Genomic DNA, 26,220 nt, shown 5'->3' on the forward strand with positions numbered 1-26,220 from the left:
ATGCAGAAGATTCCCGCCACCGTGATCACCGGCTTCCTCGGCGCCGGCAAGACGACGCTGATCCGCAACCTCCTGCAGAACGCCGGCAGCCGGCGCATCGCACTCGTCATCAACGAGTTCGGGGACCTCGGCGTCGACGGCGACATCCTCAAGGGCTGCGGCGTAGAGACCTGCCGCGAGGAGGACGTCGTGGAACTCACCAACGGCTGCATCTGCTGCACCGTCGCGGACGACTTCATCCCAACGATGGAGAAGCTTCTGGAACGCGCCGACCGGCTCGACCACATCGTGATCGAGACCTCAGGGCTAGCCCTGCCCCAGCCGCTCGTCGCCGCCTTCAACTGGCCCGAGGTCAAGGCGCGGGTCACCGTGGACGGCGTCGTCACCGTGATCGACGCCGCGGCGGTCGCCGCCGGGCGCTTCGCCGACGACGAGGCCAAGGTCCAGGCGGCGCGCGAGGCCGACGAGAGCCTCGACCACGACAACCCGCTGGAGGAACTCTTCGAAGACCAGATCCGCGCCGCCGACCTCCTCGTCCTCAACAAGGCGGACCTCGTGGATGCCGCGACCCTCTCCGACGTTCGCGCCAAGGTGGAGGCGGAGGCCGGGCGCAGGCTCGCCGTCGTCTCAGCCGAGAACGGCCGCCTGCCGGCCGACGTGCTGCTCGGCCTGAAGGCGGGGACGGAGGATCTCATCGGGGAGCGCCGCTCGCATCACGAGATCCACCATGCGGACGGGCACGCGCACGACCACGAGGACTTCGAGAGCTTCGTCGCGGACGGGGGCGAAGTCGCCTCGATCGAGACGCTGACCGAGGCCCTGCGGGCGATCATCGCAGGCCATGACATCCTGCGCCTCAAGGGCTTCGCCGCCATCCAGGGCAAGCCGATGCGCCTCGTCGTCCAGGCCGTGGGCCAGCGCATCGAGACCTATTTCGACCGGCCCTTCGCGCCGGGTGAAGCCCGCGAAACGCGGCTCGTCGTGATCGGCCTGCACGATGCGATCGAGGACGGCGAAGCCGCGATCCGCGATGCCGTCCGGGCCCTCGGCGAAAGCCCCCGCGCGGCGGCCGAGTAGCTTGCACCTCCTCAGCCTCCAGCGCGGGACGATTGCGGACGGGCGCGAGGCGGTGGACCTCGGCCAGACGAGGGCGCGCGTCCTCGTGCTGTCGGCCGCCGATACCGAACTGGCCGCGCTGGCCTTCGCCGCCGACCGGCTGCGCCTGGGCGACGACGATCTGCGTCTCGCCAACCTCCTGCGCCTTCAGCACCCGATGTCGGTGGACACCCATGTCGCGCGCATGGCGCCGCATGTGCGGCTCGTGGTCGTCCGGCTGCTCGGCGGCGCCGCCTACTGGCCCCACGGCTGCGAGGCCTGGAGCGCGGCGGCGCGTCGACACGGCTTCGCGCTCGCCGTCCTGCCGGGCGACGACCGGCCCGACCCCGGCCTCGACCACTTCTCGACGTTGCCCGAGGCCGAGCGCGACCGGCTCTGGGGCTACCTTCGCGAAGGCGGCGCGGCCAACGCCGATGCCTTCCTGCGCTCCGCCGAGGCGCTGGCGGACGGCTTGGCGCCGGACGAGGCGCCCGCGCGTCCGATCCTCAAGGCCGGGCGGTTGGAGCGCCCCCACGCGCCCCCACCCGATCCCGCACGCCCGCTCGCGGCGATCACCTTCTACCGCGCACTCGTTCAGAGCGGGCAGACCGACGTGGTGGAGGCCCTGGCGCAGGCGCTGGAACAGCGCGGCTTCGACGTGCTGCCCGCCTATGTCTCGGGGCTGAAGGACCCGGTCAGCGTCGAGACGCTGCGCGCCCTGTTGGCGCGGCGCCCACCCGCCGTCGTTGTCAACCTCACGGGCTTTGCGATCTCCGCGCCCGCCCGCCCCTTCGTCCCGACGGTTCTTGACGAGAGCGGCGCGATGGTGCTCCAGGGCGTTCTGGCGGGCACCACGCGCGAGGCTTGGGAGGCCTCCGCCCAAGGGCTCTCCGCGCGCGACCTCGCGATGAACGTCGCGCTGCCGGAAGTGGACGGGCGGGTGCTGACCCGGGCGCTCGCCTTCAAGTCGGCCGGCGAATGGCACGCGCGGACGCAGAGCGACATCGTCGCCCATCGGCCGGAACCCGGCCGGATCGCCTTCACGGCCGAACTGGCGGCGCGCTGGGCGGCGCTTCGCGGCACGCCGCCGCCCGAGCGGCGCGTCGCCATCATCCTCGCCAACTATCCCAACCGCGACGGTCGGCTCGGCAACGGCGTCGGGCTCGACACGCCGGCCGGCACGCTGGAAGTGCTGCGTGCCATGGCCGAGGCCGGCTACGACACTGGCGCCCTTCCGGCCAGCGGCAACGCCCTCATCGAGCATCTCCTGGCCGGGCCGACCAATGCCGGCCGGACGGCACGCGAGATCCGCGAGACGCTGTCGCTCGCGGACTACCGCCGCGCCTTCGACGCCCTGCCCTCCGCCGTGCGGAACGCGGTGACGGAGCGCTGGGGCGCGCCGGAGGACGACCCGTTCTTCGACCCCGCGCACGGCTTCGCCCTGCCGCTCGCTCGCCTGGGCCGGGTTGTCGTCGGCATCCAGCCGGCACGCGGCTACAACATCGACCCGAAGGACACCTATCACGCGCCGGACCTCGTGCCGCCGCACGGGTATCTTGCGACCTATGCCTTCCTGAGGGAGAGCTTCGGTGCGCAGGCGATCGTGCACATGGGCAAGCACGGCAACCTCGAATGGCTGCCCGGAAAGGCGCTGGCGCTCTCCGACGCCTGCTTCCCCGAGGCGGTGCTCGGCCCCCTGCCCCATCTCTATCCCTTCATCGTCAACGATCCCGGCGAGGGCAGCCAGGCCAAGCGGCGCTCGGCGGCCGTGATCGTCGACCACCTCACCCCGCCGCTGACGCGTGCGGAAAGCCACGGACCGGCGAGAGATCTCGAACGGCTGGTGGACGAATACTACGAGGCGAGCCAAGGCGATTCCCGCCGCATCGCGCTCCTCAAGCGGCAGATCGTCGATCTCCTCGGCGAAACCGGCCTTGGCTCTGACGCCGGCCTGGCCGCGGACGAAGCCGACGACGCGGCGCTCGAAAAGCTCGACGCCTGGCTCTGCGACCTGAAGGAAATGCAGATCCGCGACGGGCTGCATGTCTTCGGGCAAGCACCCGAGGGTCGGCTCCTCACCGATCTTGCCGTCGCGCTCGCCCGCCTGCCGCGCGGGCTCGAGGCCGCCGACGCCTCGCTCCTGCGCGCGCTGGCGGGTGATCTGGTCTTGAGCGACTTCGATCCGCTGGACTGCCTGATGGGCGAGCCGTGGGAGGGCGCGCGGCCCGCGCTTCTGCAGGACCTCACGGCCGATCCCTGGCGCACGAAGGGCGATACCGTGGAGCGGCTGGAACTTCTTGCCGCGCGTCTCGTCTCGGGCGAGCGGGGATCCGAGCCCGGTTGGACGGCGACCCTCCCCGTGCTCCACGAGATCGAGGCGCAGTTGAAACCCGCCGTCACCGCCTGCGGCCCTGCCGAGATCGCAGGGCTCTTGGCGGGTCTCGACGGCCGCTTCGTGCCCCCCGGCCCCTCCGGCGCGCCGACGCGGGGGCGGCCGGACGTGCTTCCGACGGGGCGCAACTTCTTCTCCGTCGACACGCGCGCCGTGCCGACCGAAGCCGCCTGGACGCTCGGCCGCAAGTCCGCCGAGCTTCTCGTCGCGCGCCACCTCCAGGACCACGGCGAATGGCTGCGCGCGGCCGGTCTCACCTGCTGGGGCACCGCCAACATGCGCACCGGGGGCGACGACATTGCCCAAGCGCTCGCGCTGATCGGCGTGAAGCCGACCTGGGACCGCGCCTCGGGGCGCGTCACCGGCTTCGAGATCATCCCCCCCGCCGCGCTCGGGCGCCCGCGCGTCGACGTGACCTTGCGGATTTCGGGCTTCTTCCGCGACGCCTTTCCCGACCAGATCGCGCTCTTCGACCGGGCGGTGCGGGCCGTCGGTGCGCTGGACGAGGACGAGGGCGACAATCCCATCGCCGCCCGCATGGCCGAGGAGACGCGCACGCTGGAGAGCGCAGGCCTCGACACTACGCAAGCGAGGCGACGGGCGGGCTATCGCGTCTTCGGCTCCAAGCCCGGCGCCTACGGCGCGGGTCTCCAGGCGCTGATCGACGAGGGCGGCTGGACGACGCGGGCGGATCTGGCAGATTCCTTCCTCCACTGGGGTGGCTATGCCTACGGCGCGGATGCGGAAGGGGCGTCGGAACGCGCCGCCTTCGAGACGCGGCTCTCCGCGATCGAGGCGGTAATCCAGAACCAGGACAACCGCGAGCACGACCTTCTGGATTCCGACGACTACTACCAGTTCGAGGGTGGCATGAGCGCCGCCGTCGAGCACCTCGCCGGCCGCGCCCCCGCCGCCTATCACACCGACCACTCGCGACCCGAGCGCCCGGTGATCCGAACGCTCGACGAGGAGATCGCCCGCGTCGTGCGTGCGCGCGCCGTGAACCCGAAGTGGATCGCGGGCGTCATGCGCCACGGCTACAAGGGCGCCTTCGAGATGGCGGCGACGGTGGACTACCTCTTCGCCTTTGCCGCGACCACCAACGCGGTGGCCGATCGGCATTTCGACCTCGTCCACGCCGCCTATCTCGAGGACGAGACGGTCGCCGCCTTCATCGACGCCAACAATCCGGCCGCGCTCGCCGAGATGCGGGCGCGCTTTGCCGAGGCCATCGCACGCGGCCTCTGGCATCCCCGCTCCAACTCGGCAAGATTTGCCGGCGAAACCCAGGACCCGACCCGATGAGCGAGAAATCCCCGCTGCTGGCCGCCATGACCGAGGACGAACTCGACGCCCGCCACGCCGAGAAGATGAAGAAGAAGAAGGCGGCGCGCGACAAGATCCTGGCGACGAAGACGCAGGAAAAGGGACTCGTCATCGTCCACACCGGCAAGGGCAAGGGCAAGTCGACGGCCGCCTTCGGCCTCGTCTTCCGCGCGCTCGGCAACGGCATGAAGGTCGGCATCGTCCAGTTCGTGAAGGGCAAGTGGGAGACCGGCGAGCGGCAGGCGCTCGAGCGCTTCCCCGGCGAAGTCACGATCACCGCCATGGGCGACGGCTTCACCTGGGAGACGCAGGACCGCCAGCGCGACATCGCCGCGGCAAGGCAGGCCTGGGAGCGCGCCAAGGCGCTGATAACGGACGAGGAGCACCAGATGGTGGTGCTGGACGAACTCAACATCGTCCTGCGTTACGAATACATTCCCGTCGAGGAGGTCGTGGACTTCCTTCGCGACCACAAGCCGGAGATGAAGCACGTCGTCATCACGGGCCGCAACGCGCGCGACGAACTCATCGAGTTCGCCGATCTCGTGACCGAGATGGAGATGGTCAAGCACCCCTTCCGCTCCGGCATCAAGGCGCAGCGCGGCATCGAGTTCTGACGCGCTATCCGTGCAGCTTCAGGGCCGGTCCCTTGGCCGGCGAGAGCATGTCGGCGAAGATCGCGACGGTGCCGCGCAAGCGTCCGAGCACCTTCCACTGGTGGTGCCGCTGGAGCGCGTCGTAGGCGGCGGTGGCGAACTGGCCGTGGATCAGAAAGTCGTCGCCGTGGCCGGAGCCGATGCGCCCGACCGTGCCGGCCCGGCCGAGCTGCACGAGGCGGCCCCTGTTGCGGAACTCGAAAGGTTCGACCGGCTGGCCCTTGAGGAGGAGCGGGATCGTCTCGGTGAGGTAGTCCGCCTGCTGCGAGGCGGCCTGGGCGGTCGGCGGCAGCGGCTTCTCGGCGCCTTTCGCCACCATGCTCGCCGCATCGCCCATGACGTAGATGCGTTCGTCCACCGTCGAGCGCAGCGTGCGATCCACCTTGATGCGGCCCTTGTCGTCCATCTCGAAGTCGGCGAGCCGTTTCAGGACGGGATGGCCGACGAGGCCCGCCGCCCAGACCGAGACGTCGGCAGGCCAGCGCTCGCCCGAGACCGAACGGACGGCGCCCGGTTCGATCGCCGCGATCTTGGCGTCCGTCACCGTCTTGATGTCGAGCTGCTTCAGCCGCTCCACCAGCTTGGCCCGCAAGGCGTCGTCGATACCGGGCATGATGACGGGGGCCGCCTCGAGGATGGTGATGCCGAGGAGCTTGTCGGCCCGCGCCTTGCCTCCGCGCACCAGAAAGCCGGTCTCGGAGTTGCGCAGGTGCGCGGCAAGCTCCGTGCCCGTCGCGCCCGAGCCGACGATCACGATCTCGGCCGGCACGCCGCTCGAACGGGCGCGGATCATGGTGCCGGCAAAGCGGGTGCGGAAGTCCTCCGCGTCCTCCGGTCCGTCGAGGCGTACGGCGTTCTCGGCGACCCCTTCCGTGCCGAAGTCGGGCGTTACGCCGCCGAGCGCCACGACGCAGAGGTCGTAGGGAAGGAACCGCGCCGGCGCGAGCTCGCGGCCCTCCTCGTCGTGCATGGCGCCGAGTTCCACGCGCGCGCCGGCGCGATCGATGGCGCGCACCTCGCCCTGCTCGAAGTGGAAGCCGCGCATGCGCGCCAGCATGTAGAAGGAAATCTCGGCCAGCGTCGAGGACACGGTGCCGGCGGCGAATTCGTGCAGCCTCGGCTTCCAGAGATGGGTCATCTCGCGATCGACCAGCGTCACCTCGACGCCGCCCTTGCCCGCCAGACGGGAGGCGAGTTCGAGCCCGCCAGCCCCGCCGCCCAGGATCAAAACCCGTCGCCCCGTCGCCCGATCCGCCATGTCCATCCCTTCGCCGTCCACCCAGCGCGAAGGCGGCTAGGGCGAGATGGTTCCCATGAGGCCGGTGATACCGATCACGATCAGGTAGATCGCGACGATGTAGTTCAGAAGGCGCGGCATCAGCAGGATCAGGACGCCGGCGATGAGCGCCACGACGGGCTGAACGGTGATGATTTCCATCGAAGTCTCTCCTCTCGCTCGGGGCCGGTCAGCCCATGTACCATCCGTGGCTGGCGGTGATCGACTGCCCGGTCAGCGCCGCGGAGCGGAAGCCGGCCAGGAACACGGCAAGCGCCGCGACGTCCTCGAGCGTCGTGAACTCGCCGTCCACGGTCCGTCCGAGCATGACGGTCTTCACGACCTCCTCCGCGGAGATGCCGAGGTCGCGCGCCTGTTCCGGGATCTGCTTCTCGACCAGCGGCGTGCGCACGAAGCCGGGGCAGATGACGTTGGAACGCACGCCGTGCTTGCCGCCCTCCTTGGCCATGGTGCGCGCGAGCCCGAGGATGCCGTGCTTGGCGGCGACGTAGGCGCTCTTGAGCGCCGAGGCCTCGTGGCTATGCACCGAGCCCATGTAGATCAGGGCGCCGGACTTTTGGCGGTACATATGCCGCACCGACGCCTTGGTGAGGAGGAACGAGCCGCCGAGATGGATGTCCACAACGCGGCGGAACTCCTCGTAGGGGAACTCCTCGATCGGATGGACGATCTGGATGCCGGCATTGGCCACCATCGCGTCGAGCCGGCCGAAGCGCTCGGCCACCGCGTCGACGCCGGCGTTGACGGCCGCCTCGTCGGTTACGTCCATCGTCACGGCCAGTGCACGACCGCCCGCGGCCTCGATCTCGGCCGCGACCCTTCCCGCGGCGTCGGCCGCGATATCGGCGATCCCGACGCTCGCGCCTTCGCGGGCATAGGCCAGCGCGATGGCCCGGCCGATACCCGATCCCGCCCCCGTCACCACCGCGACCTGTCCCTCAAGCTGCATGACGCTCGTCCCTTCCCGGTCTCTCGTCACGAGATCATAGAAGGCTCGGGGCCAGCGAACAGGGCTGCTCCCGCGCCCTCGCCGATTTTGCCGCTCGCGAGCGGACGCGTGCCGTCTTATAAGCCGTGCGACGCAGCAAAAGGAGCGGCTCGATGGTGGCGACGAGGATCGACGGCAAGGCGGTGGCCGAGGACGTCCTGGCGACGGTCAAGGCGGCGGCCGCCGATCTGAAGACCCGCCGCGGCATCACGCCGGGTCTTGCGGTCGTACTGGTCGGCGAGGACCCGGCAAGCCAGGTCTATGTCGGCTCGAAGGGCCGGATGGCCAGGGAATGCGGGTTCCACTCCGTCACGCACCGCCTGCCCGCCGACGTGACCGAGGCCGCGCTCCTCGCGCTCATCGACACGCTCAACGCCGATCCCGCCATCCACGGCATCCTGCAGCAGCTTCCGCTGCCCAAGGGCCTCGACACGGACGCCGTGGTCGGGCGCATCCACCCCGACAAGGACGTCGACGGTCTGACCGTCGTCAATGCCGGCCGCCTCGCCTCGGGGCTCGTGCGGGAGGCCTTCGTGCCCTGCACGCCCGCCGGCTGCATGGTGCTGCTGCGCCGCGCGCTCGGCCAGGATCTTTCGGGCAAGCGTGCGGTCGTCGTCGGCCGCTCCAACCTCGTGGGAAAGCCGATGGCGCAGCTCCTGCTCCTTGCCAACGCCACGGTCACCGTCGCCCATTCGCGCACGGCGGATCTTCCCGCGCTGTGCCGCGAGGCCGACATCCTCGTCGCCGCAATCGGCCGCCCACAGGCACTCGGCGCCGACTGCATCAAGCCCGGCGCCATCGTCATCGACGTCGGCATCAACCGCATCGACGCCCCCGAACGGGGCGACGGCAAGACGCGCCTCGTCGGCGACGTCGCCTTCGACGAAGCCACCGCCATCGCCTCCGCCATTACCCCCGTTCCCGGCGGCGTCGGCCCGATGACGATCGCCATGCTCATGGCCAACACGGTCACCGCCGCCTATCGCGCGGCCGACGAAACACCGCCGACGTTCTGAGGGGCGCTGCCTGGATTGGCGGGGCTGCCGCCCCGGTCCCCGCTCGGGAAGGAATTCCCGAACCCTTCTTTTCATTTGATGATCTTTCCAAAAGCAAAGGGGGCCAGCGGCCCCCTTTGCTTTTGGACACTCTTCGAGTGAGGAGGGGTCCAGGGGAAATCCATTTCCCCTGGCGGGGTGCAGGGGCAGCGCCCCTGCTCGATCCCATGCGCGCCGCTCAGGCGTCCTTCGTGCTCTCGTCCGGCACGCCGGGCTTGGTGTCGGGGCCGGGCGCGGGCGCTGCGGCCTTCGGGCCGCCCTTCGAGACGCCGACGAGGGCCGGGCGCAGGACGCGCTCGCCGATGGCGTAGCCTTCCTGGACGACCTGGACCACGGTGTTGGCGGGAAGGTCCGGGTTCGGGATCTCGAACATGGCCTGGTGGAAATTCGGGTCGAAGCGTCCGTTGAGCGGCTCGAGCTTCTTCACGCCGTGGCGCTCCATTGCCGAGAGCATCGAACGGCCCGTCATCTCGACGCCTTCGACGAGGGCGGTGAAGCCGGCATCCCCACCCTGCCGCGCGCCGTCGGGCAAGGCCTGGAGGGCGCGGTCGAGGTTGTCGGAGACGGAGAGCATATCGCGCGCGAAGTTGGCGACGGCGAACTGGCGCGCGTCCTTGATCTCGCGCTCGGTGCGCCGGCGCAGGTTCTCCATGTCGGCGGCGAGGCGCAGCAGGCGATCCTTGACGTCGGCGTTCTCGGCCTCGAGCTCGGCGATGCGCGCGCGATCCGCTTCCGACGCCTGGCCGCCGCCCCAGGTCGACACGGTCTCGTCACCCTCGGTCGCCGGAGCCTGGATATCGGGCGCGTTCATGTCTCCCGGCGCCGCGCCCGCGATGCCGCCGCCCTTGAAGAAAGCCTGGCCGGGGGTCGCCGTCGCCTGGTCATCGCGTTCGTTCGGCGTCTTGTCGGTCTCGCTCGTCATCGAAGAGGGCGCTCCTTGGGAAACTGGCCCGGTTCGCCCGTCGCAGCAATGGCCGACGGACGCCCCGGCCGGGATGGAAGTCGGTGCGGGATATCGAATGCCGAATGCCGAAAATCAAGGCCGGCGAGGCGCAGCGGTGCCGGAAAGCAGGCGGGAGACGAGCCGGGCGGTGTAGTCCACCATGGGCACGATGCGCCTGTAGTTGAGCCGCGTCGGTCCGATCACGCCGACCGCGCCGATCACCCGGTCCTCGCCGTCGCTATAGGGAGCGATGACGAGCGAGGAGCCGGACATGGAGAAGAGCTTGTTCTCCGAGCCGATGAAGATGCGAACGCCGTTGCCCGCCTCCGCAAGGTCGATGAGCTCCATGATCGAGCTCTTCGACTCGAGATCGTCGAACAGGTGACGCAGGCGTTCAAGGTCGGGCGCGGCGGTGACGCTGTCGAGAAGGTTGGCGCGGCCGCGCACGATCAGCCGGGAGGGGTTGCCCGCTCCTCCGCCTGCCCAGACGGCGAGCCCGGCCTCCACGAGTTCCTGCGACAGGTGATCGAGGGCCCGGGCGGTGTCGTCCTTGAGGGCCGCGATGCGGGTGCGCGCCTCGCTGAGCGTTCGCCCGACCACGTGGGCGTTGAGGAAGTTGGTGGCCTCGACGAGCTGGGCCGCCGTGATGCCGGGCGTCAGCTCCAGGACGCGGTTCTCGACCTCGCCGTTCTCGCCCACGAGCACGACGAGGGCGCGCGCGGCGTCGAGGCGGACGAACTCGATGTGCTTCAGGCGGATGTCGGCCTTGGAAGCCAGCACGATGCCCGCCCCCCGCGACAGGCCGGACAGGAGCTGCGAGGCCTCGGTGAGGAGCGCGTCGACCGGACGCCGCTCGCCCTCGTTGCGAACCCGCTCCTCGATCTCGAGGCGCTCGCGCTCGGGCAGGTCGCCGGTTTCCAGAAAGGCGTCGACGAAGAAGCGCAGGCCGATCTCGGTCGGCAGGCGCCCGGCCGAGACGTGCGGCGCATAGATGAGGCCGAGGGCTTCGAGATCCGACATGACGTTGCGGATGGAGGCGGGCGAGAGCGACGAGGCGAGAAGACGCGACAGATTGCGCGACCCGACCGGCTCTCCCGATTCGAGGTAGCTATCGACGATCAGCCGGAAAATCTCGCGCGAACGCTCGTCCAGCGTCTGGCCGAGGTCGAGGCGGCGGTCCAGCGAATCACGGGATAGGGACAGGTTGGGGCCGAGCTTCATCACGCCATCGAATATATGAGCCGCGCCCGGCGCGGCCAAGCGGCGCGAGGACGCGGGAGATGTGTTTTCCGCCTCCGCGACGTCCGTTCCAGCCGACGGTCGGCAGCGTTGATGCCCCTACGGCCCGTCCCTGCCCGATGCCGAGCAACCCTTTGCAACCAGCCTGAACATCACGTTACTGTGACACACGCACGTGGCGCAGACTACGGCATGGGGAGGACGGAATGACGATACCGCAGGGCGCTTCGCCGCAACTCTACAACGAGGATCTCGCACCGGCCAGGGAGCGCAACTGGGGCGCCTTCTCGATCTTCAACGTCTGGACATCGGACGTGCACAGCCTTTGGGGATACTATCTCGCTGCCAGCCTGTTCCTGTTCTGCGGCAGCTTCCTGAACTTCCTGATCGCGATCGGCATCGGCTCGCTGATCATCTTCGTGCTGATGCACATGGTTGGGCTTGCCGGGGTGCGCACCGGCGTGCCCTTTCCGGTTCTCGCCCGCGCCTCCTTCGGCATCTGGGGCGCCAACTTCCCGGCCATCGTGCGCGCGATCGTCGCCTGCTTCTGGTACGGCGCGCAGACGGCGGCGGCGTCCGGCGCGATCGTGGCGCTCCTGATCCGCAACGACAGCCTGCTCGCCTTCCATCAGTCGAGCCACATGCTCGGCCACTCCACCCTCGAGGTGATCTCCTATGTCGTCATCTGGGGCCTGCAGCTCCTGATCATCCAGAACGGCATGGAAACGGTGCGAAAGTTCCAGGACTGGGCCGGACCGGCGGTCTGGGTGATGATGCTCCTGCTGGCCGTCTACCTCGTCGTGAAGGCGGGCGGTTTCTCGTTCCAGCACACGATCCCGATGGACGTGCTTCTGGAGAAGACGAAGGATGCGGGCGTGCCCGGCGTGCCGGGTTCGATCGCCGCCCTCGGGGCCGTCGCCGCGATCTGGGTCACCTACTTCTCGGCGCTCTACCTCAACTTCTGCGACTTCTCGCGCTACTGCCCGAGCGAGCGGTCGCTGACGGTGGGAAACCTCTGGGGCCTGCCGGTCAATCTCATCCTGTTCTCGCTGGTGGCGGGCGTCACCACCATCGCCGCCTACACCGTCTACGGCGAGGTGCTGCTGCATCCCGACCAGATCTCGGCGAAGTTCGACAGCTGGTTCCTGGCGCTTCTGGCGGCGCTGACCTTCGCGGTCGCCACGCTCGGCATCAACGTCGTCGCCAACTTCGTTTCGCCGGCCTTCGACTTCGCCAACGTCTTTCCGAGGCACATCGACTTCAAGAAGGGCGGCTACATCGCGGCGCTGATCGCGCTCCTGCTCTATCCGTTCGCGCCCTGGGAAGGGGGAGCCGCGCACTTCGTCAACATGATCGGCAACACGATGGGTCCGATCTTCGGCGTGATGATGGTCGACTACTACCTGATCCGAAGGGGCCGGGTGGATGTGCAGGCGCTCTATCGCGAGGACGGCGAGTTCCGCTTCGACAACGGCTGGCACGTCAATGCGCTGATCGCGGCCGCCATCGGCATCGTGTTCTCCTCGATCCTGCCGGGAATGACCTCGCTCATGCCGGCGTGGTGGGGCGTCTACGGCTGGTTCTTCGGGGTCGCGATCGCTGGCGGGATCTATTACGCGCTGCGCTCCTCGCGCATCGGAAGGCCCTATCCAGCCTGACCGGGCGCGTCGGGCGGCATCATCGGGGGATCCGGGCCTGGATCCCCCGAGCCGCCTTCAAGCGCGCATCACCTGTCCCGGCGCTTCCGGTTCCCGGCGGCATGCGTTAAGGAGACCGCAACACTTCCCCGAGCCTTGAGCGGACATCCGATGCGGCCTTCCAAACGCCAGAACGAAGAATTGCGGCCGGTTTCACTGGAGCGTAGCGTCTCGCGCCATGCCGAGGGCTCGTGCCTCGTCAAGTTCGGCGACACGCACGTGCTCTGCGCGGCCAGCCTCGAAGAGCGCGTGCCGGGCTGGCTGAAGAACACCGGCAAGGGCTGGGTGACGGCGGAATACGGCATGCTGCCGCGCGCCACGGGCGAGCGCATGCGCCGCGAGGCGGCGAGCGGCAAGCAGTCCGGCCGCACGCAGGAGATCCAGCGCCTGATCGGCCGTAGCTTGCGCGCCGTGGTGGACCTCGGGGCGCTCGGCGAGCGCCAGATCACGGTGGACTGCGACGTGATCCAGGCCGACGGCGGCACACGCACCGCCGCCATCACCGGCGCCTTCGTCGCCCTGTCCGACTGCCTCGCCTGGATGGAAACGCGCGGCATGGTGAAGCGCGAGGCCGTCCTGAAGGATCATGTCGCGGCGATCTCCTGCGGCATCCACCAGGGGCAGCCAGTGCTCGACCTCGACTACATCGAAGATTCGGCGGCGCACACGGACGCCAACTTCGTGATGACCGGGCGCGGCGGCATCGTCGAGATCCAGGGCACGGCCGAGGGCGAGCCGTTCTCGCGCGCCGAACTCGACGCCCTTCTCGGGCTCGCCGAGGGCGGCATCGCACAGCTGGTCGAACGGCAGAAGGCGGTGCTCGGCGCCTGAGCCGCGCCCGCCGCCAGAGAACGGAAGCGTTTCCACCCATGACCCACGCCCTGCCCCTCGATCCCGCCGCCGGCCCGCTGCTCGTCGCCAGCCACAACGCCGGCAAGATCGCCGAATTCCGCGAGCTGCTCGCCCCCCTCGGCTTCGAGGTGGTCTCGGCAGCCGACAAGGGCCTTCCCGAGCCCGAGGAAACCGGCGCGACCTTCGAGGAGAACGCCGGAATCAAGGCGCTCGCGGCGGCGCGAGCCACCGGCCTTCCCGCGCTGTCGGACGACTCCGGTCTCGCCGTCGATGCGCTCGGCGGCGATCCCGGCATCTACTCGGCGCGCTGGGCGGGTCCCGCCAAGGATTTCACCATGGCCATGCGCCAGGTGGAGGAGAAGCTCCAGGCAGCAGGCGCGGCGACCCCGGAGCGGCGCACGGGGCGCTTCGTCGCCGTTCTCTGCCTCGCCTTCCCCGATGGCGGGACGCGCGAGTTCCGCGGCGAGATCGAGGGCACGATCGTCTGGCCGCCGCGCGGGAGCCTCGGCTTCGGCTACGATCCCTGCTTCCTGCCTGAAAACGAGACCCGCACCTTCGGCGAGATGTCGTCGGAGGAGAAGCACGGCTGGGTGCCGGGCGAGGAGCGGGCGCTGTCGCACCGCGCGCGGGCCTTCCGCCTCTTCGCGCGAGAGGCTCTCGGCGTCTCGTGACCGTGGCCCTGCGCTCCCTGTCGGCGATCCGCCCCTACACGCCGCCGGCCGGCGATCCCGGCTTCGGGGTCTATGTCCATTGGCCGTTCTGCGCGGCCAAGTGCCCGTATTGCGACTTCAACAGCCATGTCCGCCACGAGCCGGTCGACCAGGCGCGCTTCGTCGCCGCCTTCCGGCGGGAACTGGCGACCCAGGCGAAGCGCTCCGGCGGCGAGACGGTGACCTCGATCTTCCTGGGCGGTGGAACGCCGAGCCTGATGGAGCCGGGAACGGTCGGCGCGATCCTCGACGAGATCGCGAGCCTCTGGACGGTCGCCGACGGTGCCGAGATCACGTTGGAGGCGAACCCCTCCTCCGTCGAGGCCGATCGCTTCCGGGGATACCGCGCGGCGGGCGTCAACCGCGTCTCGCTCGGCGTCCAGGCGCTGAACGACGTCGATCTGCGCCGTCTCGGGCGCCTCCACGACGTGTCGCAGGCGCTCGGCGCGATCCGGCTGGCGCGCGAGATCTTTCCGCGCCTGTCCTTCGACCTGATCTATGCCCGGCCGGGCCAGAGCGTCGCGGCCTGGGAGGCCGAGATCCGACAGGCGATCGGGCTCGCGGCCGATCACCTGTCGCTCTACCAGCTGACGATCGAGGAGGGCACCGCCTTCCATGCCCTTCACAAGGCCGGCAAGCTCCTCGTGCCGGACGGCGAGCTTTCGGCCGAACTCTACGAGGCGACGCAGCAGATCACGTTGTCTCACGGCCTGCCGGCCTACGAGATCTCCAACCACGCGGTGCCGGGAGCGGAATCGCGCCACAACCTCACCTACTGGCGCTACGGCCTTTATGCCGGCGTCGGCCCCGGCGCGCACGGACGGCTTCCGGGGCCGGACGGGGCGCGCCATGCCGTCGCCAACGAGAAGCACCCGGAAACCTGGCTGCGCATGGTCGAGGACTGGGATTCGGGCCATGTCGAGGACTTGCCCCTGGCTCTTCACGAGCAGGCGGACGAGCTGATGCTGATGGGCCTTCGCCTCGCGGAGGGCATGGACCTCCAGCGCTGGCAGGCGCTTTCCGGCCGCGATCTCGACCCCGAGACGGTCGCCGAGCTGACACGTCACGGCATGATCCAGCGTCTCGGCCGCGACCGCATCCGCGCGACGCCGGCCGGCATGCTGGTGCTCGACGCCGTGGTGGCGGATCTCGCGTGATCGCCTTCCCCGCCCCGACGCTGGCGGTCTACGCCCTCGCCGCGCTGGCCGAGATCGCCGGATGCTTCGCGCTCTGGGCCGTCCTCCGGCTGGACGCGTCGCGCTGGTGGCTCCTGCCGGGGCTCCTCTCGCTCGCCCTCTTCGCCTACGCGCTGACGCTGGTCGAGACCGAACACGCCGGCCGCGCCTACGCCGCCTATGGCGGCGTCTACATTCTCGGCTCGCTTCTGTGGTTGTGGGGCGCGGAAGGAGCGCGGCCGGACCGCTTCGACCTCGCCGGCGCAGCGCTCTGCCTCGTCGGCGCGGGCATCATCCTCTGGGCACCGAGAGGCGCATGAGCGAGGCGGACGGGTTCGAGGATACGCCGGGTGGCGTTCCCGAGGACGGGCGGACCGGCTACTCGGTGCGCGGCACGGCCTTCTCCGCCCCCCGGCCGGAGCCGGCGCTCTATCTTGTGGCGACGCCGATCGGCAACCTCTCCGACATCACCCTTCGCGCGCTCGAAACGATCGCCGGGGCCGACATCCTCGCCTGCGAGGACACGCGCCAGACCGGCAAGCTCCTGCAGCGCTACGGCATCCGGCGCCGGGCCTGGTCCTATCACGAGCATTCCGCCGCGAGCGCCGACGAGGCACTCCTCGCCGAGCTCGCGGCCGGTCGTTCCGTCGCGCTGGTCTCGGACGCCGGCACGCCGCTGGTCTCCGATCCCGGCTACCGGCTGGGCCGGGAGGCGATCGCGCGTGGGTTGCCTGTCATCCCCATCCCCGGAGCGTCCGCGCCCCTTGCCGCCCTCCTCGCCTCGGGCCTGCCGTCCGACGCCTTCTTCTTCGCCGGGTTCCTGCCGGCCCGGGAAAGCGGCCGCCGCGCGCGCCTGGAAAGCCTTGCCCGCGTGCCCGGCACGCTCCTGTTCTTCGAGGCGCCGCACCGGATCGCCGACAGCCTCGCCGACATGGCCGCCGTGCTCGGCCCCCGCCCGGCCGCCGTCTGCCGCGAGCTGACCAAGGCGTTCGAGACCATCTATCGCGGGCCATTGCCCGACCTCGCCGCCGAGTTCGCCACGATCGAGCGAGTGCGCGGAGAGATCGTCGTCTGCGTCGGCGGACCGGCGGACGAGGCCGACGAGGCGCCCGTCGACGTGGACGCGATCCTGCGCGGGCTGCTGGCCGAGATGAAGCCGGCGAAGGCCGCGCAAGAGGCGGTGAAGCTCACCGGCCTCTCCCGGCGCGACCTCTACCAACGCGCCCTGGCGCTCAAGGGCGAATGAGTTCCGACCGCTTGACCGAGCGCCGCGCGCGCTTCGCCAAGGGCCACCGCGCCGAATGGCTGGCCGCCTGGGCGCTGCGCCTCAAGGGCTACCGCATCCTCGCCGTGCGCCACCGCACCCGGCTCGGCGAAATCGACCTCGTCGCGCGACGGGGCGACACGGTCGCGATCGTCGAGGTAAAGGCACGCGCCACGCTGGTAGCCGCCATGGATGCCGTCACCCCGACCGCGCAGGCACGCATCGAGCGCGCCGCCGACCTCTGGCTGGGCAAGCAGCCCGACCACGCGCGCCTGTCGCTGCGCTTCGACATCGTCGCCGTCCTGCCCCGCCGCTGGCCGGTCCACGTCCCCAACGCCTGGGGCTCCGCCTGACCTTTCCCCAACAAGGGCTTCCGTTCCGCATGGCCGACTACGACCTTCTGACGATCGGCAACGCCATCGTCGACATCATCGCGCGCACCGACGACGCCTTCCTCAGGGAAGCCGGCATCGAGAAGGGCGCGATGACCCTGATCGACGCCTCGCGCGCCGAGGACCTCTACGCCCGGATGGGACCGGCGACGGAAATGTCCGGCGGCAGCGCAGGCAACACGGTGGCCGGCCTCGTCTCGCTCGGCGGCACGGGCGCCTATTTCGGCAAGGTCTGCGACGATCAGCTCGGCCGCATCTTCGCCCACGACATCCAGTCGCTCGGCATCCGCTACGAGACCACGCCGCTGGTCGGCGAGCCGCCCACCGCCCGCTCCATGATCCTCGTCACCCCCGACGGCGAGCGGTCGATGAACACCTATCTCGGCGCCTGCGTCGAGCTTTCGCCCGCCGACGTCGTGGCGGAGATCGTGGCCGCCTCGCGCGTCACCTATTTCGAGGGCTATCTCTGGGATCCGCCGCGCGCCAAGGACGCGATCCTCCAGGCGGCGAAGATCGCGCACGACGCCGGCCGCGAGGTCGCCATGACCCTGTCGGACAGTTTCTGCGTCCACCGCTACCGCGCCGAGTTCCTCGACCTCATGCGCTCGCGGACCGTCGACATCGTCTTCGCCAACGAGGCGGAGGCGCTCGCCCTCTACCAGACCGAGATCCTCGAGGAAGCGCTCCATCATCTCGGCCAGGACGCCGGGCGCCTCGCCGTGGTCACGCGCGGACCGGACGGCTGCGTCACCGTCGAAGGTTCGACGATCCAGGCCTTTCCGGCAACCTTCGTGCCCCATGTCGTCGATACCACGGGCGCCGGCGATCTCTTCGCCTCGGGCTTCCTGCGCGGCTACACCGCCGGCCTCGACCACGCCCGCTCGGCGCGCCTCGGCGCCATCGCCGCCGGCCACATCATCAGCCAGATCGGCCCCCGCCCTCAGGTGCCGCTCGCCGCGCTGCCGGAGGTCCGGGCGATCCTGGGATAGGCTTGCGGCCAGGAACGGCAGGGCTGCCGCCCCGGGCCCCGCTCGGGAAGGAATTCCAGAACCCTTCTTTTCATTCGACGATCTATCCAAAACGAAGGGGGCCGGTGGCCCCCTTCGTTTTGGACACTCTTCGAATGAGGTGGGGCCCAGGGGACATCATGTCCCCTGGCGGGGCGCAGGGGCAGCGCCCCTGCTCGCATCCCGAACGCATACCCTACCCCACGACCGCAGGGCGCTCCGTCGCGACGCGGTAGCTGATGGCTTCGGCAAGGTGGGGGCGCCCGACGGTGTCGGCGCCGGCGAGGTCGGCCAGCGTGCGGGCGACCTTAAGGATGCGGTGGTAGGCTCGGGCCGAGAAGGCCATGCGCTCGGCGGCCTCGCGCAGGAGCTTGGCACCGGCCGCATCCGGCGCGGCGACGCGCTCGACGAGCGACGCCGAGCAGTGGGCGTTGAGGGTCGTCGCGGGCAGGCCAAGGGCCTCGTAGCGCCGGGCCTGGATCTGGCGGGCGTTTTCCACGCGGGCGCGCACCGTGGCGGAGGGCTCGGACGGGGCGACGGTGATGAGGTCGGCGGCAGTCACGGCGGGCACGTCGATGCGGATGTCGATGCGATCGAGGAGCGGGCCCGAGATCCGGGCCTGGTAGTCCGAGGCGCAACGGGGTCCGCGCGCGCAGGTGTGGCCCGGCTCGCCGGCCATGCCGCATCGGCAGGGGTTCATGGCGGCGACGAGCTGGAAGCGGGCGGGATAGGTGACGCGGTAGTTGGCGCGCGCGATGACGCTTTCGCCGCTCTCGATCGGCTGGCGGAGCGAATCGAGGACGGCCGGCGAGAACTCCGGCAGCTCGTCGAGGAACAGGACGCCGCGATGGGCAAGCGACACCTCGCCGGGCCGGGTGCGCTGGCCGCCGCCGACCATGGCGGCCATGGAGGCGGAATGGTGGGGCGCGCGGAACGGCCGGCGGTCGGACAGGCGACCGTCGGAGAGTTCGCCCGCGATGGAGGCGATGCGCGACACGTCGAGGATCTCGGCCGGCACGAGCGGCGGCAGGATGGAGGGCAGGCGCCCAGCGAGCATCGACTTGCCCGAGCCGGGCGGCCCGCACATCAGCATGTTGTGACCGCCGGCGGCCGCCACCTCCAGCGCGCGACGCGCGGAGGCCTGTCCGCGAATGTCGGCGAGATCGGGCAGGTCGGCGGCGGCGACGCGCACGGCGGGCTCGGGCCGGCCGAGAACCTGCGTGCCGCGGAAATGGTTGGCGATCTGGATCAGGCTGCGGGCGGCGACGATGGGCATGTCGACGCTGGCCCAGGCAGCCTCCGGACCGCCGGCCTCGGGACAGATCAGGCCGAGCCCGAGGTCGTGTGCGGCCATCGCAGCGGGCAGGACGCCCGCGACCGGCGAGACGGTGCCGCCGAGCGACAGTTCGCCGAGAACGAGGTACTCGGCAAGCTTCTCCGCCGGCAGCGCGCCGAGCGCGGCCATCAGCCCGAGCGCGATCGGCAGGTCGTAGTGCGAGCCCTCCTTCGGCAGGTCGGCCGGCGCGAGGTTGATCGTCACGCGTTTGGGCGGCATCGCCAGGCCCGAGGCGTGAAGGGCGGCCTGCACGCGCTCTCGGCTTTCCGCCACCGCCTTGTCGGCGAGGCCGACGATCTGCATGCCCATCTTGCCGGGCGCGACCATCACCTCGACGTCGACCGGAATGGCGTCGACGCCCTGGAAGGCGACGGTCCTGACGCGTGAGATCATGCTGGCCTGCCCCCGACCGGCTCAGCCGGCAGGGACACCGGCGCCAGAGGCTAATCCGCCGAGGGTGGGCAAGGCAAGAACAGGAAGGGAACGAACTGGTGATCGTCCCCAGCGAAAAGGGGCGGCTCCCGCCGCCCCTCGTATCCGTCCCGGCCGATCAGTAGTCCCGGTCGTAGCGCTCGCCTTCCGGCTCGAAGGGACCGGCGTCCGTTCGCTGCCAGCGCGGCGGGGGCGGACCGTCCTCGAACCGGTCGCGGCGATCCTCCCAACGCTGGCGCCGATCGTCGCGACGGTCCTCCCAGCGATCCCGGCGGTCCTCGCGCCGCTCGTCCCAGCGGCGGTCGTCGCGGCGAGCATAGGGCGGCGGCGGCCCGTCGCGCCATTCGCCGCGCGGCGGTCCGCGGTCGAAGATGCGGGGCCCGTAGATGCCGTCCCAGCGCTGGCGGTCGCGGTAGAACGGCCGGTCGCGGTAGTGGCGGTCCCAGTAGTTACCGAAGGAATAGGTGATCACCGGGGCGCCGAGATAGCGCACCGAGCGCTCGCCGGTGTAGCGCGTGCCGCCACGCACGAAGGCGAGGTAGTTCGACGACATCCAGCCGCGCTGGCCGTAGAAGTCGACGTCGCACCACGAGCGGTTGGCGAGGCATCCGTAGACGCGCACGTCCTCGCCGCCGCGCACGACGTTGACGGGCGGATAGGCGGTGGAAGGACCGGCGCGCAGGTTGACGTTGGTGGTGGCGATCGCGGTCGCGGCCTGGGCGATGCCCGGCAGCGCGAGAGCGCCGAGGAGAAGGGCGGATCGGAGGAAAGTGAGGCGGGGCATGGCAGCCGTCCGGTGAAAAGGCTTCGATGGAGACATTCAAGCACGGTCGGAGCGAACGGTTCCCGAACGCCCCGTTCATCCGGCGTTCAGGAACCCGGAGCGGTTCAGCGCTTGGCCTCGACGGCGTCCCAGTAGAGCGCGGCGATGTCGGCGCCGCCGAAGCGCTTCACCTCGCGGATGCCGGTGGGGGACGTCACGTTGATCTCGGTGAGGTAGTCGCCGATCACGTCGATCCCGACGAAGAGCTGGCCGCGCTCCTTCAGCGCCGGGCCGATCCGGGCGCAGATCTCGCGCTCGCGCTCGGTGAGTTCGGTCGCCTCGGCGCGCCCGCCGACATGCATGTTGGAGCGCGCGTCCGTTTCGGAAGGAACGCGGTTGATCGCGCCCACCGGCTCGCCGTCGATCAGGATCACGCGCTTGTCGCCCTTGCGCACGTCCTTCAGGTAGCGCTGCACGATGAAGGGCTCGCGGAACAGGAGCGCGAAGGTCTCCATGAAGGAGGACAGGTTGCGGTCCTCCTTCGTCAGGTGGAAGACGCCCGCGCCGCCGTTGCCGTAGAGCGGTTTCATCACGATCTCGCCGAACTCCGCGCGGAAGGCGGCGACCTCCTGGGGGTCCTTGGTGATGATCGTCTCCGGCATCAGGTCGGCGAACTCGGTGACGAAGATCTTCTCCGGCATGTTGCGCACCCAGGCCGGGTCGTTGACCACCAGGGTCTTGGGGTGGATGCGCTCCAGGATGTGGGTCGAGGTGATGTAGTTCATGTCGAAGGGCGGGTCCTGGCGCAGGAGCACCACGTCCATGTCCGACAGGTCGACCTTCTCCTGGGGCCCCAGCACGAAGTGCCGGCCCTGTTCCTCCACGAGGTTCAGCGTCTCGACGCGCGCCGTCGCGCGCCCGTCGCGGAGCGACAGGCGGTCGGGCGTGTAGTGGAAGAGCTGGTGCCCCCGGCGCTCGGCCTCCAGGCACAGGGCGAAGGTCGAATCGCCCTTGATGGTGATTCCCGACACATGGTCCATCTGGACCGCGACCTTGAGCGACATGGGGCTTCCTCGGCTGGAAAGGGCGTCTTCAGCGGCGAGGTAGCGGGGAACGGGGACCAAGTCCACTTGGAGAGCCCATTGCTGGTGCGCCGCGCCTGTCCCATCTCAAGCGGCGAGACCCACGAGGAGCCTCCCCAAGATGATCCTGGCCTCGGCCGCCCGCGCCCTGCGCGATGTCTTCTCCCCGCCCTTCCGGGCCGCGCTCTGGAAGTCGCTCGGTCTCACCGCCGTCGTCCTGATCGCGCTGTGGTTCGCGGTGCGCTGGCTCTTCGAGGTCGTGGCGATCCCGTTCTTCTCGCGCTTCACGCCGGACATGCCGGCCTGGGTCGACAATGCCGGAACCTTCGCGGGCTGGGCGGCGGGCATTGCGCTCGCCTTCCTCCTCGCCTTCCTGATCGCGCCCGTCTCGGCGGTGATCGCCGGGCTCTTCCTCGACGACGTGGCCGAGGTCGTGGAGCGGGACGACTATCCCGGTCAGGCAGTCGGCCGCGCCCTGCCGCTCGGCCGCTCGATCGTGCTGTCGGCGAAGTTCTTCGGCGTGGTGATCCTCGGCAACCTCCTCGCTTTCGCATTGCTTCTGGTGCCGGTGGTCAATTTCGGCGCCTTCTTCGTGATCAACGGCTATCTCCTCGGCCGCGAATATTTCGAGTTCGCGGCGCTGCGCTACCGCTCGGAGGAAGACGTGCGGGCCCTCAGGAGCCGATATGGTGGAACGGTCTTCGCCGCCGGCCTCCTGCTCGCCGCCTTCCTCGCGATCCCGATCCTCAACCTCCTGACGCCGCTCTTTGCCGCCGCCCTGATGGTGCACCTCCACCAACGCGTGTCGCAGCGCGAGGGCGGGCTGCCGATCGCGTCGACAACACCGGAGTCGATCGAGGGCGTCCCGGTTCAGCCGCCCGGTCGCTTCGCCCCCGGCGGCAGGGGCTGAGGCCCCGGCGGCGCGTCCGGCAGGGCGACGAGGGGCGCGGCCGTGTCGCACCACTTCTCGTTGGCCTTGCAGAGGTCCGCGATGATGCAGACGGCGCAGTCGGGCTTGCGCGCCTTGCACACGAAGCGCCCGTGCAGGATCAGCCAGTGGTGGGCATGGCGCAGGAACCCCTCCGGAATGATCTTCAGGAAGCCCTCTTCGACAGCCTCCGGCGTCTTGCCGGGCGCGATCTTGATGCGGTTGCCGATGCGCAGGATGTGCGTGTCGACCGCCAGCGTCTCCTGCCCGAACGCCGTGTTCATGATGACGTTGGCGGTCTTGCGCCCGACGCCGGGCAACGCTTCCAGCGCCGCCCGCTCGCGCGGCACCTCGCCGCCGTGCTGGTCACGCAGCATTTCCGACAGGCGCTGAACGTTCTTCGCCTTGGTGCGGAAGAAGCCCACCGTCTTGATCGCCTCGCGGATGGCGTCCTCGCCGAGAGCCGCCATCGCCTCCGGCGTCGAGGCGCGGGCGAAGAGATCGCGCGTCGCCCGGTTGACGCCGGCATCCGTCATCTGCGCCGACAGCACCACGGCGACGAGCAGCGTGAACGTGTTGCGGTGTTCGAGCTCCGAGGTCGGATGCGCGCGCTGGACGGCGAAGCGGCGAAAGATTTCCGCGACCTCTTCGGCCGAGTAGGGGATCTTCGGAGCCCTGGCCTTCGCTTTGGCACGGACGGCCTTCGCGACCGGCTCGGCCTTTTCGGCCGATCGCGTCGCGCGCTTGGTCGCAGGCGCTTTTTCCGCCATGGTTCTCACCCTATGATCCGCCGGCAAGGCCGATGAGCCGGCCTTTCATTGGAACGGATCCAGCCTGCGAGGCAAGACGCGGATGACAGACGGCTCCGATCGCACCGTCTTCCATGCCCTTCTCACCCCCTACCGGTCGCTGGGGAAGCGGGGCTTCAACATCACGATGGCCCTGTTCGGGGGCTTGAGCCTCCTGTCCGGCGCGGTCTTCGTCTCGCACGGGGCGTGGCCGGTGGTCGGCTTCTTCGGGCTCGACGTCCTTCTTCTCTGGGTAGCGCTGAAAGCGAGCTTCCGCTCGGCGCGGGCGTCCGAGGAGGTCCGCGTCTCGCGCACCGAGCTCACCATCCGCAAGACCTCGGCGCGCGGCGCGGTCCGTGAGGCCCGCTACAACCCGTTCTGGACGCGCTTTCTGGTGCGCCGGCACGAGCTTGCCGGCGTCACCCACATGGCGGTCTCGGGCGAAGGGCGGCAGACCGAGATCGGCGCCTTCCTCAACCCGGAGGACCGCGAGAGCTTCGCCGTGGCCTTCGGCCGGGCGCTCAACGAGGCCAAGCGCGGCTGACGCCGACGCGAGGGAAAACGGGTGGTTTCGAGGCGCAGCGCGGTCCAAATTCGGCCGGACGATCTTTCACGGAGCGATCCGATGACGCGACACGCCCCCTCCCCCGTCGAGGCCGAAGCGCTGGCCCCGGTGTCCCGCGGCCTGACCGAGCTACCGCCCCCGTCCGACTATCCGCTCGTGCGCGCGGCGATCGAGTTCATCTCGACCGAATATCGCAGCCAGCCCTCGCTCGACGCGGTGGCGGAAGCCTGCGGCGTCACCGCCCAGCGCCTCGAATCGGCCTGCCGTCGCTGGGCGGGGCTCAGCCCCAAGGCCTTCCTCCAGGCCGTGACCATCGACCACGCGCGCCGGCTCCTGGGAGATGGCCTGCCGCTCCTCGACACCGCGCTCGAGGTCGGTCTCTCCGGTCCCTCGCGCCTCCACGACCTCTTCGTCAAGCACGAGGCGATGAGCCCCGGCCTGCACAAGGCGCGGGGTGAGGGTCTCGCCCTCACCTATGGTTTCGCCGACACGCCCTTCGGCCGGGCCCTCGCCATCTGGACCGAACAGGGGCTCGCCGGCCTCGCCTTCTCCGACGAGGACCGGGGCGGCGACGCCCATGCCCTGTCCGACATGCTGGGCCGCTGGCCGCGCGCGGCGGCAATGCGTAGCGACGAGGGGGCGGCGCGTCGTCTCTCCCGCATCTTCCGTCCGGCGGAATGGGGCGCGGCGGCTCCCCTGCGTGTCGTTCTGATCGGCACCGACTTCGAGGTCCGCGTCTGGGAGCGGCTGCTCGCGATCCCCTTCGGCGGGGCGCACACCTATTCCGGCATCGCCGCGGAAATGGGCTGCCCGAAGGCTTCGCGCGCGGTGGGAGCGGCGGTCGGGCGCAACCCCATCTCCTTCGTGGTGCCCTGCCACCGCGTCGTCGGCAAGTCGGGCGCGCTCACCGGCTACCACTGGGGCCTGGCGCGCAAGCGCGCCATGCTCGGCTGGGAGTTCGCGATGCGGGGCCCGGGCTGATCGCCGCACGGGGGAACCCGTTGGCCGGCAAACCGTCTTGCCCCCGCAGCGGATCGGGAGGGCGGAATGGACGCACGACGCGAGGAAACGGTGGATCGAGGCGCCCTCAGCGCGCCCGAGCGCGAGGAGGCCTTCCGGCGCCTCAGCACCCACATGCCCGGCCGCACGCCGGACGCCAAGGGTCCCAAGGACCAGCCCGATCCGTTCCGCTCCGTGGTGTCCTGCCTCCTGTCCGCCCAGAGCCGCGACGTCAACACCGCCGCCGCGGTCCGGGCGCTTTTCGCACTGGCGACGACGCCGGACGAGATGCTGAAGCTCTCGGACGACGAGATCGCGCGAGCGATCAAGCCCTGCGGCCTCTACAACATGAAGGCGAAAAGCATCCGCCGCCTCTGCGCGGCGCTGATCGACGAGCACGGCCGCGTGGTGCCGCAGACGCGCGAGGGGCTGATGAGCCTGCCCGGCATCGGGCGCAAATGCGCCGACATCGTCATGAGCTTCACCTTCGACGAGGACGTGATCGCCGTCGACACCCATGTCTTCCGCGTCTGCAACCGCTTGGGGCTGACGGACGAGCGCACCGCCGACAAGACGGCGGCGGCGCTGGAGCGCGACGTCCCCGACTGGGCGCGGCGCGACGGCCATTTCTGGCTGCTCCAGTTCGGCAAGAGCATCTGCCTGTCGCGCCGCCCGCGCTGCGAGACCTGTTTCCTCAACGACCTTTGCCGCTGGTTCGCCGCGACGCGCGACGCGCCCCCTGTCACGTCTGAATATCAGGACACCTAGGGCCAGGACTCATAGCTCAGAGCCAAGATAGAACATGGCGGCGAGCGTGATGGCGGAGAAGAAGAGCGTTGGGCATCGGTCGTGGCGTGTTGCGACGCGGCGCCAGTCCTTCAGCGGCCCGAACATGAGCTCGATGCGGTTGCGACTTCGCGGGCCCATAGTCCCGTGGTGCGTCGCGCCAGCGCAGACCGTTGCGGTTGCCGAAGATGATGCCGCTGAGAACCCGCTGGTCGTCGACACGTGGCCTGCCGTGGCTCTTGGGAGAGAACGGACGAAGCCGCTCCATCTGCTCGTCCGTCAGCCAGTACAGGTCGCTCATATCCAGTCCTCCCGCAGAGCCTGATTCAGACGGCACTCCTCGAATCAATGGGTCCCGACCCCAGGGGCTCAGCCTCCATACTTGTAAGTCGATTGGCGCTGACGGAACAGAGAACGGTAGCGGTCGATCGCTTCCGTGCCTGCCCCGATCGG

Annotated in this window: 25 protein-coding genes and 1 pseudogene; 16 read left to right on the plus strand and 10 right to left on the minus strand. The window is 69.9% G+C overall.

All coding sequences use genetic code 11. The features are described from left to right. From cobW to cobO, 3 genes are read left to right on the plus strand one after another with little or no spacing between them, the layout of a single operon-like run. Complete coding sequence (gene cobW, locus AUL34_RS03475; RefSeq protein ID WP_061931254.1) at positions 1-1,077, plus strand: cobalamin biosynthesis protein CobW; 1,077 nt, start codon at positions 1-3, stop codon at positions 1,075-1,077. Between the two features lies 1 nt (position 1,078). After that, positions 1,079-4,792: a cobaltochelatase subunit CobN gene (gene cobN / locus AUL34_RS03480; protein ID WP_061931256.1), complete on the plus strand. Its 3,714-nt coding sequence runs from the start codon at positions 1,079-1,081 to the stop codon at positions 4,790-4,792. Beyond that, the gene (gene cobO, locus AUL34_RS03485) at positions 4,789-5,430 is read left to right on the plus strand and encodes a cob(I)yrinic acid a,c-diamide adenosyltransferase (RefSeq protein ID WP_061931259.1); all 642 of its coding nucleotides are present in this window, start codon (positions 4,789-4,791) and stop codon (positions 5,428-5,430) included. The genes cobN and cobO overlap by 4 nt, the downstream gene beginning before the upstream one ends. A gap of 4 nt (positions 5,431-5,434) precedes the next feature. On the opposite strand, the gene AUL34_RS03490 is transcribed toward cobO, so the two are convergent. The 3 genes from AUL34_RS03490 to AUL34_RS03495 are packed head-to-tail and all read right to left on the minus strand — an operon-like array spanning position 5,435 to position 7,715. Beyond that, complete coding sequence (locus tag AUL34_RS03490) at positions 5,435-6,727, minus strand: NAD(P)/FAD-dependent oxidoreductase (RefSeq protein WP_061931402.1); 1,293 nt, start codon at positions 6,725-6,727, stop codon at positions 5,435-5,437. A 36-nt stretch (positions 6,728-6,763) separates the two neighbouring features. Further along, a complete protein-coding gene (locus AUL34_RS21790; protein ID WP_082653131.1) occupies positions 6,764-6,907 on the minus strand; it encodes a DUF3096 domain-containing protein in 144 nt (47 codons plus the stop codon). A gap of 28 nt (positions 6,908-6,935) precedes the next feature. Then, complete coding sequence (locus AUL34_RS03495) at positions 6,936-7,715, minus strand: 3-hydroxybutyrate dehydrogenase (RefSeq protein ID WP_061931262.1); 780 nt, start codon at positions 7,713-7,715, stop codon at positions 6,936-6,938. 155 nt (positions 7,716-7,870) lie between these two features. Here AUL34_RS03495 and folD point away from each other — a divergent pair, with 155 nt between their 5' ends. Next, complete coding sequence (gene folD, locus AUL34_RS03500; protein ID WP_061931404.1) at positions 7,871-8,770, plus strand: bifunctional methylenetetrahydrofolate dehydrogenase/methenyltetrahydrofolate cyclohydrolase FolD; 900 nt, start codon at positions 7,871-7,873, stop codon at positions 8,768-8,770. A 217-nt stretch (positions 8,771-8,987) separates the two neighbouring features. Here the strand turns inward: folD and grpE are convergent, their stop codons facing one another. Then, entirely contained in the window at positions 8,988-9,620 is a 633-nt protein-coding gene (gene grpE, locus AUL34_RS03505; protein WP_370539020.1) for a nucleotide exchange factor GrpE, read from the minus strand. 225 nt (positions 9,621-9,845) lie between these two features. Further along, positions 9,846-10,973 carry a heat-inducible transcriptional repressor HrcA gene (gene hrcA / locus AUL34_RS03510; RefSeq protein WP_082653132.1) on the minus strand — a complete coding sequence of 376 codons (1,128 nt, stop codon included), beginning with the start codon at positions 10,971-10,973 and terminating at the stop codon, positions 9,846-9,848. Between the two features lie 224 nt (positions 10,974-11,197). Here hrcA and AUL34_RS03515 point away from each other — a divergent pair, with 224 nt between their 5' ends. The 8 genes from AUL34_RS03515 (at position 11,198) to AUL34_RS03550 (ending at position 18,070) form a co-directional block, all read left to right on the plus strand. Next, positions 11,198-12,649 (plus strand): NCS1 family nucleobase:cation symporter-1, encoded by a 1,452-nt coding sequence (locus AUL34_RS03515; protein ID WP_061931267.1) that lies wholly within the window; start codon positions 11,198-11,200, stop codon positions 12,647-12,649. 150 nt (positions 12,650-12,799) lie between these two features. Next, entirely contained in the window at positions 12,800-13,519 is a 720-nt protein-coding gene (rph, locus tag AUL34_RS03520; protein ID WP_061931270.1) for a ribonuclease PH, read from the plus strand. 38 nt (positions 13,520-13,557) lie between these two features. Next, the gene (gene rdgB, locus AUL34_RS03525) at positions 13,558-14,211 is read left to right on the plus strand and encodes an RdgB/HAM1 family non-canonical purine NTP pyrophosphatase (protein ID WP_061931272.1); all 654 of its coding nucleotides are present in this window, start codon (positions 13,558-13,560) and stop codon (positions 14,209-14,211) included. After that, complete coding sequence (gene hemW, locus AUL34_RS03530; RefSeq protein WP_061931275.1) at positions 14,208-15,407, plus strand: radical SAM family heme chaperone HemW; 1,200 nt, start codon at positions 14,208-14,210, stop codon at positions 15,405-15,407. The genes rdgB and hemW overlap by 4 nt, the downstream gene beginning before the upstream one ends. Continuing rightward, on the plus strand, positions 15,404-15,745 hold the full coding sequence (locus AUL34_RS03535) for a YnfA family protein (RefSeq protein WP_244492429.1): 342 nt from the start codon (positions 15,404-15,406) through the stop codon (positions 15,743-15,745). The genes hemW and AUL34_RS03535 overlap by 4 nt, the downstream gene beginning before the upstream one ends. Beyond that, complete coding sequence (gene rsmI / locus AUL34_RS03540; RefSeq protein WP_061931277.1) at positions 15,742-16,671, plus strand: 16S rRNA (cytidine(1402)-2'-O)-methyltransferase; 930 nt, start codon at positions 15,742-15,744, stop codon at positions 16,669-16,671. Before AUL34_RS03535 ends, rsmI begins: the two co-directional genes overlap by 4 nt. Beyond that, positions 16,668-17,042 carry a YraN family protein gene (locus AUL34_RS03545; protein WP_061931279.1) on the plus strand — a complete coding sequence of 125 codons (375 nt, stop codon included), beginning with the start codon at positions 16,668-16,670 and terminating at the stop codon, positions 17,040-17,042. The genes rsmI and AUL34_RS03545 overlap by 4 nt, the downstream gene beginning before the upstream one ends. A 29-nt stretch (positions 17,043-17,071) precedes the next feature. Beyond that, the gene (locus tag AUL34_RS03550) at positions 17,072-18,070 is read left to right on the plus strand and encodes an adenosine kinase (RefSeq protein ID WP_061931281.1); all 999 of its coding nucleotides are present in this window, start codon (positions 17,072-17,074) and stop codon (positions 18,068-18,070) included. 214 nt (positions 18,071-18,284) lie between these two features. Here AUL34_RS03550 and AUL34_RS03555 read toward each other — a convergent pair whose 3' ends face one another. From AUL34_RS03555 to gshB, 3 genes are all read right to left on the minus strand, one after another. Next, entirely contained in the window at positions 18,285-19,817 is a 1,533-nt protein-coding gene (locus AUL34_RS03555; RefSeq protein WP_061931283.1) for a YifB family Mg chelatase-like AAA ATPase, read from the minus strand. Positions 19,818-19,974: 157 nt separating this feature from the next. After that, on the minus strand, positions 19,975-20,640 hold the full coding sequence (locus tag AUL34_RS03560; protein ID WP_061931285.1) for an SH3 domain-containing protein: 666 nt from the start codon (positions 20,638-20,640) through the stop codon (positions 19,975-19,977). Between the two features lie 104 nt (positions 20,641-20,744). Beyond that, a complete protein-coding gene (gene gshB / locus AUL34_RS03565) occupies positions 20,745-21,683 on the minus strand; it encodes a glutathione synthase (protein WP_061931287.1) in 939 nt (312 codons plus the stop codon). Positions 21,684-21,822: 139 nt separating this feature from the next. Between gshB and AUL34_RS03570 the strand changes: the two genes are divergently transcribed. Continuing rightward, complete coding sequence (locus AUL34_RS03570; protein WP_082653134.1) at positions 21,823-22,611, plus strand: sulfate transporter family protein; 789 nt, start codon at positions 21,823-21,825, stop codon at positions 22,609-22,611. On the opposite strand, the gene nth (AUL34_RS03575) is transcribed toward AUL34_RS03570, so the two are convergent. Next, complete coding sequence (gene nth / locus AUL34_RS03575; RefSeq protein WP_061931289.1) at positions 22,572-23,399, minus strand: endonuclease III; 828 nt, start codon at positions 23,397-23,399, stop codon at positions 22,572-22,574. The genes AUL34_RS03570 and nth (AUL34_RS03575) overlap by 40 nt on opposite strands. Positions 23,400-23,481: 82 nt before the next feature. Between nth (AUL34_RS03575) and AUL34_RS03580 the strand changes: the two genes are divergently transcribed. From AUL34_RS03580 to nth (AUL34_RS03590), 3 genes are all read left to right on the plus strand, one after another. Then, complete coding sequence (locus AUL34_RS03580) at positions 23,482-23,961, plus strand: DUF2244 domain-containing protein (RefSeq protein WP_061931292.1); 480 nt, start codon at positions 23,482-23,484, stop codon at positions 23,959-23,961. 81 nt (positions 23,962-24,042) lie between these two features. Next, on the plus strand, positions 24,043-24,963 hold the full coding sequence (locus tag AUL34_RS03585) for a bifunctional helix-turn-helix domain-containing protein/methylated-DNA--[protein]-cysteine S-methyltransferase (RefSeq protein WP_061931294.1): 921 nt from the start codon (positions 24,043-24,045) through the stop codon (positions 24,961-24,963). A gap of 66 nt (positions 24,964-25,029) precedes the next feature. Next, entirely contained in the window at positions 25,030-25,749 is a 720-nt protein-coding gene (gene nth / locus AUL34_RS03590) for an endonuclease III (protein ID WP_061931296.1), read from the plus strand. 130 nt (positions 25,750-25,879) lie between these two features. On the opposite strand, the pseudogene AUL34_RS21795 reads toward nth (AUL34_RS03590), so the two are convergent. Then, positions 25,880-26,068, minus strand: a pseudogene (locus tag AUL34_RS21795) (transposase); the annotation flags it as partial. Between the last annotated feature and the right edge of the window lie 152 nt (positions 26,069-26,220).

The organism is Aureimonas sp. AU22, from assembly GCF_001463745.1.
Classification (GTDB): Bacteria; Pseudomonadota; Alphaproteobacteria; order Rhizobiales; family Rhizobiaceae; genus Aureimonas.